Source organism: Kitasatospora kazusensis, from assembly GCF_039529945.1.
Classification (GTDB): Bacteria; Actinomycetota; Actinomycetes; order Streptomycetales; family Streptomycetaceae; genus Kitasatospora; species Kitasatospora kazusensis.
Map to the genome: position 1 here is coordinate 1 of NZ_BAAANT010000021.1, position 12595 is coordinate 12595.

A 12595-nucleotide genomic window follows, 5' to 3' on the forward strand; every position below is an offset into this window, starting at 1 on the left:
GGCCGCACCCGCGCGCGGGTGCGGCCCCGCCGCCGTGCGTACCGCCGCAGGGTCAGGCGGGCACCGTCCAGCGCTGGGCGCCGGTGCCGTTGCAGTCCCAGATCTGGAGCCGGCTGCCGTCGGTGGTGTCGCTGTTCGGGAGGTCGAGGCAGCGCCCCGAGGGCGGGTTGAGCAAGGAGCCGTCCGAGCGCGGCCACCACTGCTGGGCGCCGGTGCCGTTGCAGGTCCACAGCTGCACCTCGGTGCCGGCCGCGTTCCCGCTCCCGCTGACGTCCAGGCAGTGGCCGAAGGCCTGCAGGGAGCCGTCCGAGGCGGTGGTCCACTGCTGGGCGCCGGTGCCGTTGCAGGTCCACAGCTGTACCTTGGTGCCGTTGGCGGCCTGGCTGTGGTCGACGTCCACGCACTTGCCGGCGAGTCCGGTGACCGGGCCCGTGGCGGGCTTGGCCGGGCCGACGTCGAAGGACGGCGGTGCGTCGGCCGGCGCCGAACCCCACCAGGACGGGCTGCCGCTCACCCCGAACTGGAGGGTGCCGCCGGTACGGACGAAGTCCTCGCTCAGCCAGGGCTTCTGCGACCAGGCGCCGTTGAGCAGCAGTGAGCCGACGTACGGGGTGCCGTCCGCGGCGCCGGGGGCGCTGATGTCGATCGTCACGCCGTTGCCCCGGGTGATCGTGATGTTCGGGAACAGCGGGCTGGCCAGGGCGAGTTCGGCCCGGCCGGGGACCTCCGGGTACATCCCGAGCGCCGCCCAGACCGCCCAGGCGGACATCTCGCCGAGGTCGTCGTTGCCGACCTCGCCGTTCGGGGCGTCCGAGTACAGGGTGGTCAGTGCCTGGCGGACCACGGCCTGGGCCCGGTACGGGCGCCCGGCGTAGTCGTAGAGCCAGGGGACGCCGAGCGAGGGCTCGTTGCCCAGGTAGGCGTTGTCGGCGTTCGGCCCGGCGTTGAGGTTGGAGAAGAACGGGTCGAGCCGGCCGACCACCGCGTCGTTGCCGCCCATCGCGTCGAACAGGCCGCGCGGGTTCTGGGTGGCCAGCCAGGTGTACTGCGCGCTGTTGCCCTCGACGAAGCCGTTCTGCCAACTGGGGTCGAAGGCCGGCCAGCTGTGGTCGGCGTTGCGCGGCTGGACGTAGCGGCTGTCGGGGTTGAGCAGGTTGCGCCAGTTCGAGGAGCGGTGCAGCATGATGTCGTGGATGGCCGAGTCGCCCAGCCGGCCCGCCAGTTGGCCGATCGCGAAGTCGGCCGCGGCGTACTCCAGGGTGTCCGCGGCGGGCCCCCACTCGGAGCCGGTGCCGACGGGGACGAAGCCCTCGGCGTCGTACTGCGCGTGCCCGCCGCGCTCGTTGTCCTTCACGGTGCCCTGCCAGGCCTGCCAGAGCATGCCCCAGGCGTCGAACCCGGTGGCGCCGAACGCGTAGAGCTCGCTCGCGATGATCGGCATCGGATCGCCGATCATCACCCCGGTACCGCCGTTCGCCAGGGTCCAGCGGTCCAGATAGCCGCCCTGGGCACCTTGGTTGACGATCGACTGGCCGATGTCGGACGCCTGCTGCGGCGCGAGGAACGCGAGCAGTTGGACCTGTGAGCGGTAGATGTCCCAGCCCGAGAAGTCGGCGTACTGGGCATGGCCGGCCGGGACGCTGTGCAACTGCCCGTCGAAGCCGGGGTACCGGCCGTCCGTGTCGCTCAGCACGCTCGGGTGCAGCAGAGCGTGGTAGAGCGCGGTGTAGAAGGTCCGGGTGTCGTGCAGACTGCCGCCGGAGACGGCGAGCCGGCCCAGCATGCCGTTCCACGCCGCCCGGGTGCCGGCCGCGACCGTGGCGAAGCTGTTCCCGCCCTGCTCCGCCTGGAGGTTGGCCCAGGCGTTGTCCGCACTGACGAAGGACAGGCCGACCTTCGCGGTGACGGTGCGGTTGACCGAGGTGTCGAAGGACACCAGGGCCAGCGCGTTCGAGGCCGCCGCGGTCATCTGCGGGTGCGGGGCGGGGGTCGCCGTCCCCGTCCGGGCCTGCTGCGCGACCGCCGGTCCGGTCCGGGCGGGCTCCGGGGCGAGGCCGTCCGTCGTCCCGGTGGCGGAGGTCCGGCCGGTGTCCAGGACGCCGTTGGTGACGATGCCGGACCGGGTGAACGGCCGGTCGAAGACCACCGTGAAGTACAGCCGGTAGCGGTTGCCCATCCCGCAGAACCCGCCGCTGTCGGTGTAGCCCGCGATCCCGTTGGCGCTGATGGAGATGGAGCCGGAGGCCGCGTTGAACGCCGTCCCGGCGTCGACGGTGAGCGAGGCGGTCTGGCCGGCCGGGTAGGTGAACCGGGCGATGCCCGACCGCTGGGTGACGGCCAGGTCGGTGGTCAACCCGTTGTCGAACGTGACGGAGTACGTCCCCGGCGAGGCCGACTCGTGCGCGTGCGAGAAGGAGTAGTCGGCGACCGGGCTGCTGCCGAGCACCGGCATGAAGGGGATGTTCCCGTAGTCCCCGCAGCCCGCACCGGAGATGTGGGTCAGGCTGAACCCCCGGATCCGCTGGTCGTTGTAGTCGTAGCCGCCGTTCTGGTAGGTGACGGTGTCGGGGCTCCACTGGACCATGCCCAGCGGCGCCGAGGCCCCTGGGAAGGTGTTGCCCGCGCCGCCGCCGTTGCCGTAGTCCACGGCGGCCTGCTGGGTGCCGACGAACGGATTGACGTACTGCGCCGGGTCGTTGACCGTGACCCGGCGCGCCGCGCCGAGGACGGTGGTGGGCGCGGGGGACGCGGCGGCCGGCTGGAGGCCGCTCACGGCCACCAGTGCACTGCAGGCCGTCAGGGCGATGCCGCCGCGCCGCCGGGCGGGACGGTGCAGGGTGTGAGCGGGGCCCGGTCGGCGGACGGTACCCGAGGAGAGTGACGGACAGTGGGGGCGTGGCGGCCGAACGGGCCGCAGAGGGTGCGAGGTTCTCTGGCGTCGCGGAATGCGCACGTGGAACTCCCTCCTGACTCAGGGTCATTGTTCCCGTGCGGAGCGTGATAATTCGAGAAGGCTCTCATCTGTTCATGTGGATTTCCCGGGCTGTCCGTTGACGCCGCCCTGGGGCCACCGGAGGCGACCCTGATTCCGCAGAGCACGCGGCGCCCCTTACGGAAGTCGAACGGAGCCCCGCCGCGGCGGCCGGGCGCGGCCTCCCGGTGGCAGGGTGAACGGGTGCCCTCCCGTACCGCTGGTCCCCGTACCGTCCTGTCCCGTACCGTCCTGTCCCGTACGGCCCTGCTCCGTACCGTCCTGCCCTGCGCCCTGGCGCTCGCCGCGCTGGCGGCCGCGCTCGCCCGCACCGTCACCGGCGGCGGGACGCTCGGCGACCCCCTTCCGCTGCACGACTGGTACCTCGCCGACGCCGCGCTGTTCGCGCTCGCGCTGGTGCTGCTCCGCCGGGTCCCCGGGCGGTACGTGACCGGGCTGGTGCTCGCGGGCGCCGTCGCGGTCGCGGCCACCGGCCTGCTCGCCCCGCCGCGGACCAGCGACGACGCCTACCGGTACGTCTGGGACGGCCGGGTGCAGGCCGCCGGGATCTCCCCGTACGCGCACGCGCCGGACGACCCGGCGCTGGCCGGGCTCCGTGACCCCGGGCTCTTCCCGGGCGGTTCCTGCACGCGCTGGGACGAGCGCCGGACGGCGGCGGGGGACTGCACCCACATCAACCGGCCCGCCGTGCACACCATCTACCCGCCCGTCGCCGAAGCCTGGTTCCTCGCGCTGCACCCCTTCGGGGGCGGTGTGCGCGGGCCGCAGGCCGGCGGGGCGCTGCTCGCGGTCGCGACGACGGGGGTGCTGCTGCTGATCCGGCGTCGGGACCGGCGGGCCGCCCTGTGGGGCTGGTGTCCCGGGGTGGCCGTGTGGTCGGTGAACGACGCCCATGTGGACACCCTCGGCGCCCTGTTGATGGTCGGCGGCCTCGGCTGCGCGGCGCTCGGGCGGCCGGTGAGGGGCGGCGCGCTGCTCGGCGCGGCCGTCGCCACCAAGCTCATCCCCGCCCTCGCCCTGCCCGGCGCGCTGTCCGGCCTGCTGGCCCGCCGCCCGCGCCCGCGCGACCTGCTGCTGCCCGCCGTCGCGCTCGGCGCCTTCGTGCTCGCCTACGTCCCGTACGTGGCGGCCTCCGGTGCCGGGGTGCTCGGCTACCTGCCGGGTTACCTGAAGGAGGAGGGCTACGACGACGGCCGGATCGAGCGGTTCGGGCTGCTGCGGCTGGTCTGCTCCGACGCGCTCGCGCCGTACGCGGCGGGGGCGGTCCTGCTGGCGGTCGTGCTGTACGTGCTGCGCCGGGGCGACCCGCGGCGGCCGTGGAGCGGTGCGCTGCTGGTGACCGGTACCGCGTTGCTGCTGGTGGCGCCGAACTACCCCTGGTACGGGCTGCTGGTGGTGGCCCTGGTCGCGCTCGACGGGCGGTGGGAGTGGCTGGCCGTCCCGGCGGCCGGGCAGGCGCTCTACCTGCTGGGCGGCGAGGTGCAGCAGGAGGCGTACGGGGCCGCACTGGGGGTGGTGCTGGCGGGGGCGCTGGTGCGGCGGCTGAGGAGACGTCAGGGAACGGCCTGACGCAGTGGATCACCGGAACGAGTGACACCCGGAGGGCGGAAGGCGGCCCGTTCGATGCCGTTCGTCACCGCTCTGACCTGCGGGGATCATCGGTTGCGGTGGCGTCAATCTGGCTACCGTCGAAGGCGCTTGGGAGAAACGTTTCGGCAGACCCGGCCGTCCCTAGGCTGGTCACGACCCAAGGGATTCACCCGTTTTTCCGGAGAGGTACCCCCGCTCATGCGCCTTCGCAATGCCGCCGTCGCCGCCGTTTCCGCCATCGGACTCGTCCTGGCCGTACCCGGATCCGCCCTCGCCGCCACCGGCCAGTTCCGGTACACGTTCCGGAACTCCGACGGCTACGAGCTGGTCGGCTTCATGAACAACCCGGTGAGCGGGAGGTGCATCAACCTGCCGGGTGCCGACGACGACCTGCCGCCCGCGTACGCACCGGAGAACGCGACCAACTCGCCGGCCGTCGTGTTCGTGGGCACCGACTGCCAGGGGCCCGACTGGCTGCTCGCTGCGGGTCGCGGCGGCTCGGACCGCCTGAAGCTGCGCTCGGTGGGGTTCCTCTGACCGAGAGGTTCCGCGCCCGATCGGCCACAGGCAGGGGCGCGGGGAGCTGCGCGAAACCGGCAGGGCACAGGTCGTTGTCCTCCGATCTCGCGCAGCTCCCCGCGCCCCCTCAGCCTCCGGTCAACTCCCTGTCAGAGGACGGTCGTTGCACAGGGACAGGAACCGCCGTCCGTGCGAGGTCCAGCGTTCGACCTCGGTCAGCCCGGCCCGGGCCGCCCGCAGGGCGGTCGCGTCGGCGCCGAGCCGGGCCCACTCGAACGGCGGGCCGCAGCGCCCGTCCGGGCCCTCGACCCGGACGGTGGACCGCTCGTCCATCTCCCGGGGCTCCACCTCCACCAGCAACACCCCGCCCGGCGCGAGGAGTTCGGCGGTACGGCGGAGCAGGGCGTCCGGGTCGCCGCCGATCCCGAGGTTGCCGTCGGCGAGCAGGGCCGTGCCCCAGCGGCCCTCGGCGGGCAGCCGGTCGAAGACCGACCGGCACAGGGCGGGCCCGCCCAGGCCGAGCGTGCGCGCGACGGCGGCGTCCGTCACGTCGACCCCCAACGCCGGTACGCCGAGGGCCAGCAGCTCCGCGACCAGGCGGCCCGGCCCGCAGCCCAGGTCGAGCACGGGGGTGGCGAGGTGCAGGCAGCGCAGCAGCAGGCTGTGGTCCGCGCCGGAGGCGGGGTCGCACCAGCGCTCGACCTCCAGCCGCTGCCGTCCGCCGTCCGACCGCCGCAGCCAGAGCGGGCCGCGACCGGTCCGCATCGCCTCCGCGAAGGGATCGTCGACCCACGCGGTGGTGAGGCTCAACCCGCCACCTCCGAAGGGGAATCGAGCCCGGCGGCCAGGTGCGGGCCGATCGCGCGGCGGCAGGCCGCGAACCGTCCGTCCGGCGCCAGCTCCGCGACCCGGTCCACCTCCGTGGCGGTGTCCACGTCGGCTAGTGAAGGAAGTTGACAGACCGTCAGATCTGCGGCGGCGAGCCGTTCCAGCAGCGCCGCGCCCGTCCCGGCGGTCGACATCGGGACACCCAGCAGCAGTTGCCGCGCGAGCCCGGCCGTCGGCCGGGCCAGGCCGAGCGCCCAGAACCCGCCGTCCACCGCAGGCCCGTACCAGGCGTCCACCCCGGCCCGCCGGGCCCCCGACAGCGGCTCGGCCAGCATCCGCCCGGTCAGCTGCGGGGTGTCCATCCCGACCAGCAGGGCCGGCGCGTCCGGTGAGGCGAGCGCGAACGCCGCCGCCAGCCGCTCGTCCAGCCCGCCGCCCGTCTGCGGCGCCACCTCCCAGCCGGGCGGCAGCCACCCGCCGGGAGTACCGTCCAGCACCAGCAGCCGCCGCCCGGCGGGCACCTGCGACAGGGTGCCGAGAGTGTCCGCGAGGGCCGCCTCCGCCAGCGCGGCGGCCTGCTCGGGGGTGTAGGGCGGGGTCAGCCGGGTCTTCACCCGGCCCGGGACGGGCTCCTTGGCGATCACCAGCAGGGTGGGCGGCGGCGCGGCGAGCACCGACCGCATGTCCCGCACCGCCTGCCGGGTGCCGCGCAGCGTGCCGGTCACCTTGGAGCGGCCGGCGCGCGGCCGGTAGTCGACCTCGCACTCGGTGATCCGCATCCCGGCCGCCGAGGCCGTCAGGACCATCTCCAGCGGGTAGCCGGAGCGCCGGTCGCCCAGCCCGAGGGCCAGCAGCCGCTCCCGCCGGGCGGCCCGCATCGGGCCGAGGTCGTGCAGCGCGGCCCCGGTGCGGGCGCGCAGCCGCCGGGCCAGCTCCGCGTTGGCGAGGCGGGCGTGCGGCGGCCAGGCCGTGAAGGCGGTGGGCCGTCGGCGGCCGAGCACCAGATCCGCCGCGCCCGCCAGCACCGGGCCGGCCACCCGGGGCAGCTGGGCGGGGTCGAGCGAGCCGTCGCAGTCCAGGAAGCACACCACGTCGGCGGTGGCCGCCAGCAGCCCGGCGTGGCAGGCGGCGCCGAAGCCGCGCCGGGGCTCGGCGACCACCGTGGCGCCCAGCGAGCGGGCCAGCTCGGCGGAGCCGTCGGTGGAGCCGTTGTCCACCACGATCGCGCGCCAGCCTGCCGGGATCCGGCCGAGTACCCAGGGCAGTGCCGCGGCCTCGTCCAGGCAGGGCAGCACCACGTCTACGGAGAGAGGGGGAGTGGTCACCCGGCTCACGCTACCGACCGGAATCCGGACAATTGCCGCATCGGCACCTTACGGAAGTCGTACGGAGGCGGCCAGGAGACCCGGGTGGCACCGCGATGTTCCTATCCTCGGAGATGTGACACAGACACCCGCCGAGCCCGTCCCCGCCGCGCCGCCCCCCGCCGGCCGCATCCTGGTGGTGGACGACGACCCCACCGTCGCCGAGGTGGTCGCGAGCTACCTGACCAGGTCCGGCTACCTGGTCGACCGGGCCGCCGACGGCCGCGAGGCGCTGGCCCGCGCCGAGGCCTTCCGGCCGGACCTGCTCGTGCTCGACCTGATGCTCCCGGAGATCGACGGCCTGGAGGTGTGCCGCCGGCTGCGCGCCACCGACCACGGCGCCGCCCTCCCGGTGGTGATGCTGACGGCCAAGGGCGACGAGGCGGACCGCATCCTCGGCCTGGAGCTGGGCGCCGACGACTACGTCACCAAGCCGTTCAGCCCGCGCGAACTCGTCCTGAGGGTCCAGTCGGTGCTGCGCCGCTCGCGCGCCGCCACCCCCGCGCCCGCCCCCGGGCTGGTCACGGCGGGCGATCTGAGCCTGGACCCGCAGGCCCGCCGGGCGCACCGGGGCGGACGTGAACTCCTCCTGACCCTGCGCGAGTTCGACCTGCTCGCGTTCCTGCTGCGGCACCCCGGCACGGCCTTCGGCCGGGAGGAGCTGATGCAGCAGGTCTGGGGCTGGGACTTCGGCGACCTGTCCACCGTCACCGTCCACGTGCGGCGACTGCGCGAGAAGATCGAGGACGACCCCGCCGCGCCCGTGCTGATCAGCACGGTCTGGGGCGTCGGCTACCGTTTCGACCCGGTGAAGGGCTGACCCGCCGTGAAAGACCTGCTCCTGATCGCCCTCTACGCCGCCCTCGGCGCGGGCATCGCCGGCCTGCTCGGCTGGCCGGTCATCCGGCTGCTGCGCCGCCGCTCCGTCGCGCTCTCGCTCTTCTGCGTCGCCGTCGTCACCGTGCTCGCCATGACCTCGGGCACCGCCGCCGTCGCCCAGGCGATGTTCCTCTCCGACCACGACTTCGGCGTGGTGATAACCGTGCTCAGCATGGCGGCCGTCGTCTCGCTGCTCACCGCCGCGCTGCTCGGCCGGCAGGCGGTCGCGGGCAGCCGGGCCCTCACGCTGGCCGCGCGCACGGTCGGCAGCGACACCGGTTTCGCCGCCCCCGCCGAACCGCTCGGCTCGGAACTCGCGGCGCTGAGCGCGGAACTGTCCGCCACCAGCGCCCGGCTCGCCGAATCCCGCACCCGGGAGAAGGCGCTGGAGCACTCCCGCCGTGAACTGATCGCCTGGATCTCGCACGACCTGCGGACCCCGCTCGCCGGACTGCGCGCGATGGCGGAGGCGCTGGAGGACGGGGTGGCCGAGGACCCGGCCCGCTACTTGCTCGGCATCCGCACCGAGGTGGACCGCCTCGCCGGCATGGTCGACGACCTGTTCGAACTCTCCCGGATCCAGGCGGGTGCGCTGAGCCTCTCGCTCGCCCGGGTGTCGGTCTACGACCTGGTCGGCGACGCCATCGCCGGGGCCTACCCGCTGGCCCGCCAGCGCGGCATCCGGCTGGAGGGCGAGGAGGTCGCGGCCGAGCCCGTCGAGGTGGACGGCCGCGAGATCACCCGGGTGCTCGGAAACCTGCTGGTCAACGCGATCCGCTCGACCCCCGAGGACGGCGTGGTGGCGGTCGCGGCCCGCCGCGAGGCGGACGAGGTGGTGCTCTCCGTCACCGACGGCTGCGGCGGCATCCCCGAACAGGACCTGACCCGGGTCTTCGAGACCGGCTGGCGCGGCGGCACCGCCCGTACCCCCCGCGCCGCCGCACCCGGCGCCCGCCAGGACCACGGCGACAGCGGCGCCGGCCTCGGACTCGCCATCGTCCGGGGCATCGTCGAGGCCCACTCCGGCCGCGCCAGCGTCCGCAACGTCACCGGCGGCTGCTGCTTCGAGATCGCCCTCCCGGCGGCCGTCGCCCCCCGCTGACCCGCCTCCCCCTCGGGGGTTGGGCCTACCCGGGCAGGGCCCACCCAAGGCAGGGCTCACCCACCAGGCAGGGCCCACCCAGGGGCGCGAGGAACTGCGCGAAATCGGGAGTGACGGCGCCGCACCTTCCGCTTCGCGCAGTTCCTCGCGCCCCTGGATGCGCCGCACCTCACCCCCGCAGGGGCGCCGCCGCGAACTCCGTCATCCCCTCGGCGAACGACACCTCCGGTCGCCACCCCAGCTCGGCCCGCAGCCGCGCCGAGTCCGCCGTGATGTGCCGGACGTCGCCGAGCCGGTACTCGCCGGTGACCACCGGCGCCGGGCCGCCGTACGCGGCGGCCAGCGCGAGCGCCATCGCGCCGACGGTGTGCACCTCCCCGCTCCCGACGTTGTACGCCCGCGCGCTGCCCGCCGGGCGCGCCGCGACGGCCCGCAGCGCCGCCAGGTTCGCCGACGCGACGTCCCGTACGTGGACGAAGTCGCGCCGCTGCCCGCCGTCCTCGAACACCCGGGGCGCCTCGCCCCGGGCCAGCGCCGAACGGAACAGGGACGCCACCCCCGCGTACGGCGTGTCGCGCGGCATCCCCGGCCCGTACACGTTGTGGTAGCGCAGCGACAGGACGCGCCCGCCGCAGGCACGGGCCCAGGCGGCGGCCAGCTGCTCCTGGGCGAGCTTGGTGACGGCGTACACGTTGCGCGGGTCGGCGGGCGCCTGCTCGCCGACCAGACCGGGGGCGAGCGGCGCGCCGCACCGCGGGCAGGGCGGCTCGAAGCGGCCCGCGTCCAGGTCGGCCGTCCTGCGGGGACCGGGCGCGACCTCGCCGTGCTCGGGGCAGCGGTAGCTCCCCTCGCCGTAGACGACCATCGACCCGGCGAGCACCAGCTCCCGCACCCCGCCGCGCGCCATCGCGGCCAGCAGCACGGACGTGCCCAGGTCGTTGCAGCCCACGTAGTCGGGCGCGTCGTCCAGATCCAGGCCCAGGCCGACCATCGCCGCCTGGTGGCAGACCGCGTCCACCCCCTCCAGCGCCCGCTCCACGGCCGCCCGGTCCCGGACGTCCCCCTGCCGGAACTCGACACCGCCCGGCAGTGCCGGCGGCCGCCCGGACGGGTGAACGGCGGGCAGCAGCGCGTCCAGCACCCGGACGCCGTGACCCGCCGCCACCAGCCGCGTCGCGACGGCCGAACCGATGAACCCGGCACCGCCGGTGAGCAGAATCTCCATACCGGTGACGCTAACCGCGCCCGCCGGGCCCGGCCGCGCCCGGCGACGCTCCGTCAGGGGTTCGTAAGCAGATCACGGGCAGAATACCCACCAAACCGGCACGACCCGGACAACGAATACCCGGTGACCGGCCGACCACCGAACAGGAGTCCCGACCCCGTGCCCGAGCCCCAGCACTGCCTGGTCACCGGCGCCACCGGCTACATCGGCGGCCGTCTCGTCCCCGAGCTGCTCGCGGCCGGACACCGGGTGACCTGCCTGGTCCGCGAGCCCGGCCGGCTCCGGGACCAGCCCTGGCGCGGCCGGGTCGGGGCCGTCCAGGGCGACGTCACCCGGCCGCAGACACTGCCCGCCGCCTTCGAGGGCGTCGACACCGCCTACTACCTCGTCCACTCGCTCGGCACCGGACCCGGCTTCGAGCGCCTCGACCGGGCGGCCGCCGAGGCCTTCGGCGCGGCGGCCGCCCGTGCCGGGGTCCGCCGGATCGTCTACCTCGGCGGGCTCACCCCGGCCGGCGTACCGGCGGCCGAACTGTCGCCGCACCTGCGCTCGCGCGCCGAGGTCGGACGGGTGCTGCGGGACTCCGGAGTGCCGACCGCCGAGCTGCGGGCGGCGGTGATCCTCGGCTCGGGCTCGCTCTCGTTCGAGATGCTCCGCTACCTGACCGAACGGCTGCCGGTGATGGTCACCCCGAGCTGGGTCGGCACCCGGATCCAGCCGATCGCCGTCCGGGACGTGCTGCGCTACCTGGTCGGCGCCGCCGGGCTGCCGCCCGAGGTGAACCGCACCTTCGACCTGGGCGGCCCCGAGGTGCTGACGTACCGGGAGATGATGATCCGCTACGCCCGGGTCTCCGGCCTGCCCCGCCGGGTGATCCTGCCCGTCCCGGTGCTCACCCCCGGGCTCTCCAGCCACTGGGTCGGCCTGGTCACCCCCGTCCCGAGCGGGCTGGCCCGGCCGCTGGTGGAGTCACTGCGGCACGAGGTGGTCTGCGGCGAGCACGACATCGCGGCCCACCTGCCCGACCCGCCGGCCGGGCTGATCGGCTTCGACGACGCCGTCCGGCTCGCCCTCAAGCGGGTCCGTGAGGCCGACGTGGCGACCCGCTGGTCCTCGGCCTCGCTGGCCGGCGCCCCCAGCGACCCGCTGCCCACCGACCCGGACTGGGCCGGCGGCAGCCTCTACCACGACACCCGCGAGACCGCCGTGGACGCCACCCCGGCGGCGCTCTGGGACGTGGTCGAGGGCATCGGCGGCCGCAACGGCTGGTACTCCTTCCCGCTCGCCTGGGCCGTCCGGGGCTGGCTGGACCGCCTGGTCGGCGGCGTCGGCCTGCGCCGGGGGCGGCGCGACCCGCACCGGCTGCGGGTCGGCGACTCGCTCGACTTCTGGCGGGTCGAGGAGATCGAACCCGGCCGCCTGCTCCGGCTGCGCGCCGAGATGCGGCTGCCGGGCCTGGCCTGGCTGGAACTCGCGGTCGAGGACGGCCCGCAGGGCGGCGCCGTGCTCCGCCAGCGGGCCCTGTTCCACCCGCGCGGCCTGGGCGGACACCTCTACTGGTGGAGCGTCGCACCCTTCCACTCCGTGGTCTTCGGCGGCATGCTGCGCAACATCGCCGACCGGGCCCGGCGCCCGGCCGCCGACCGGCCCTGAACCCTCCGCACCGACCGGCCCCGAACCCCCTGGAGGTCCACCCCGATGCACTCCCGCCTGCTCCGGCTCGTCGGCGCCGCCACCGCCGGCTACGGCCTCGCCGTCACCGCCCGCCCCGCACTGCTCGCCCGGCCGTCCGGACTGGTCGACGCGGCGGGCAAGGTCGCCCCCGACACCGAGACCAGCCTGCGGCCGCTGGCCTGGCGCGACGCCGCCTCCGGCCTGGCCATGGTGCTGGCCCCGGACGGCGCCGCGCTGCGGCTGGCCGCCCTGCTCCGGATCGCGGCCGACTTCGGCGACGCCGCGCTGCTCGGCAGCACCCTCCCGCGCGAGCGCCGGGCGCTCGCCGTCGCCGTCTCGGTCGGCTGGGGCGCCCTCTCGGTGGCCGGCCTGCTGCTGCCCGGCCCTGACGAACAGGCCGATCGCCGGTAGCCGTACCTAAC

Annotated in this window: 10 protein-coding genes and 1 pseudogene; 6 read left to right on the forward strand and 5 right to left on the reverse strand. The window is 75.2% G+C overall.

Features of this window, described 5'->3' with window-relative positions; translation table 11 throughout:
• Positions 1–52 precede the first annotated feature (52 nt).
• Entirely contained in the window at positions 53–2773 is a 2721-nt protein-coding gene (locus ABD330_RS18640) for a lectin (protein ID WP_344466452.1), read from the reverse strand.
• Between the two features lie 402 nt (positions 2774–3175).
• On the opposite strand from ABD330_RS18640, the gene ABD330_RS18645 reads away from it, so the two are divergent.
• Entirely contained in the window at positions 3176–4561 is a 1386-nt protein-coding gene (locus ABD330_RS18645) for an MptA/MptB family glycosyltransferase (protein WP_344466454.1), read from the forward strand.
• 219 nt (positions 4562–4780) lie between these two features.
• Positions 4781–5119 (forward strand): hypothetical protein, encoded by a 339-nt coding sequence (locus tag ABD330_RS18650; RefSeq protein ID WP_344466456.1) that lies wholly within the window; start codon positions 4781–4783, stop codon positions 5117–5119.
• 120 nt (positions 5120–5239) lie between these two features.
• Here the strand turns inward: ABD330_RS18650 and ABD330_RS18655 are convergent, their stop codons facing one another.
• The 3 genes and pseudogenes from ABD330_RS18655 to ABD330_RS18665 all read right to left on the reverse strand — a co-directional run.
• A complete protein-coding gene (locus tag ABD330_RS18655) occupies positions 5240–5911 on the reverse strand; it encodes a methyltransferase domain-containing protein (protein WP_344466458.1) in 672 nt (223 codons plus the stop codon).
• Positions 5908–6612 (reverse strand): TIGR04282 family arsenosugar biosynthesis glycosyltransferase, encoded by a 705-nt coding sequence (locus tag ABD330_RS18660; RefSeq protein ID WP_344466631.1) that lies wholly within the window; start codon positions 6610–6612, stop codon positions 5908–5910. The genes ABD330_RS18655 and ABD330_RS18660 overlap by 4 nt, the downstream gene beginning before the upstream one ends.
• Positions 6586–7263: pseudogene (locus ABD330_RS18665) on the reverse strand (glycosyltransferase family 2 protein); the annotation flags it as partial. The gene ABD330_RS18660 and the pseudogene ABD330_RS18665, both read right to left, overlap by 27 nt.
• Before the next feature lie 106 nt (positions 7264–7369).
• On the opposite strand from ABD330_RS18665, the gene ABD330_RS18670 reads away from it, so the two are divergent.
• A complete protein-coding gene (locus tag ABD330_RS18670) occupies positions 7370–8113 on the forward strand; it encodes a response regulator transcription factor (protein ID WP_344466460.1) in 744 nt (247 codons plus the stop codon).
• A 6-nt stretch (positions 8114–8119) separates the two neighbouring features.
• On the forward strand, positions 8120–9274 hold the full coding sequence (locus ABD330_RS18675) for a sensor histidine kinase (RefSeq protein WP_344466462.1): 1155 nt from the start codon (positions 8120–8122) through the stop codon (positions 9272–9274).
• A gap of 169 nt (positions 9275–9443) precedes the next feature.
• On the opposite strand, the gene ABD330_RS18680 is transcribed toward ABD330_RS18675, so the two are convergent.
• Complete coding sequence (locus tag ABD330_RS18680; protein WP_344466464.1) at positions 9444–10499, reverse strand: NAD-dependent epimerase/dehydratase family protein; 1056 nt, start codon at positions 10497–10499, stop codon at positions 9444–9446.
• 159 nt (positions 10500–10658) lie between these two features.
• Here ABD330_RS18680 and ABD330_RS18685 point away from each other — a divergent pair, with 159 nt between their 5' ends.
• Both ABD330_RS18685 and ABD330_RS18690 read left to right on the forward strand, forming a co-directional pair.
• Complete coding sequence (locus ABD330_RS18685) at positions 10659–12152, forward strand: SDR family oxidoreductase (protein WP_344466466.1); 1494 nt, start codon at positions 10659–10661, stop codon at positions 12150–12152.
• A gap of 45 nt (positions 12153–12197) precedes the next feature.
• Entirely contained in the window at positions 12198–12584 is a 387-nt protein-coding gene (locus tag ABD330_RS18690; RefSeq protein ID WP_344466468.1) for a hypothetical protein, read from the forward strand.
• Positions 12585–12595 lie beyond the last annotated feature (11 nt).

What these genes read in the sequence shown, in the direction of transcription:
- ABD330_RS18650 (WP_344466456.1), top strand. Translation starts at nt 4,781, where the DNA reads ATGCGCCTTCGCAATGCCGCCGTCGCCGCCGTTTCCGCCATCGGACTC.
- ABD330_RS18660 (WP_344466631.1), bottom strand. Translation starts at nt 6,612, where the DNA reads ATGCGGTCGGTGCTCGCCGCGCCGCCGCCCACCCTGCTGGTGATCGCC.
- ABD330_RS18680 (WP_344466464.1), bottom strand. Translation starts at nt 10,499, where the DNA reads ATGGAGATTCTGCTCACCGGCGGTGCCGGGTTCATCGGTTCGGCCGTC.
- ABD330_RS18690 (WP_344466468.1), top strand. Translation starts at nt 12,198, where the DNA reads ATGCACTCCCGCCTGCTCCGGCTCGTCGGCGCCGCCACCGCCGGCTAC.